Source organism: Enterobacter sp. ZOR0014 (genome assembly GCF_000798855.1).
In the GTDB taxonomy this organism is placed as follows: domain Bacteria; phylum Pseudomonadota; class Gammaproteobacteria; order Enterobacterales; family Enterobacteriaceae; genus Enterobacter; species Enterobacter kobei.
In genome coordinates, this window is record NZ_JTLF01000249.1 from 1 (window position 1) to 369 (window position 369).

1 protein-coding gene is annotated in these 369 nt (G+C 40.1%); it reads left to right on the forward strand.

Features of this window, described 5'->3' with window-relative positions; all coding sequences use genetic code 11:
• A partial coding sequence (locus L977_RS13085) for a hypothetical protein (protein WP_047625925.1) occupies positions 1-369 on the forward strand: 369 nt, incomplete at both ends.

A 369-nucleotide genomic window follows, 5' to 3' on the forward strand; every position in this document is an offset into this window, starting at 1 on the left:
TGAAAGTTATTGATGGAATCATTAAGGCTGTCGAGATATATAATAAGGTTGTTGAAGCTGGTACAATTATACAAGGAGCTTTCAATGCTGTAATGGCTATGAATCCATTCGTGGCTCTTGGCATAGCAATCGCAGCCATTGTTGCTGGTTTAGTTTACTTCTTCACTCAAACCGAAACAGGTAAAAAGGTTTGGGGTAGTTTCGTAGACTTCTTAAAGAGTGCATGGGACGGAATAGTTTCATTCTTTAGCGGTATTGGTCAATGGTTTGCTGATATATGGAACGGAGCAGTTGACGGAGCTAAAGGCATTTGGCAAGGCTTAGTCGATTGGTTCAGTGGAATTGTACAAGGTGTTCAAAATAATGTTC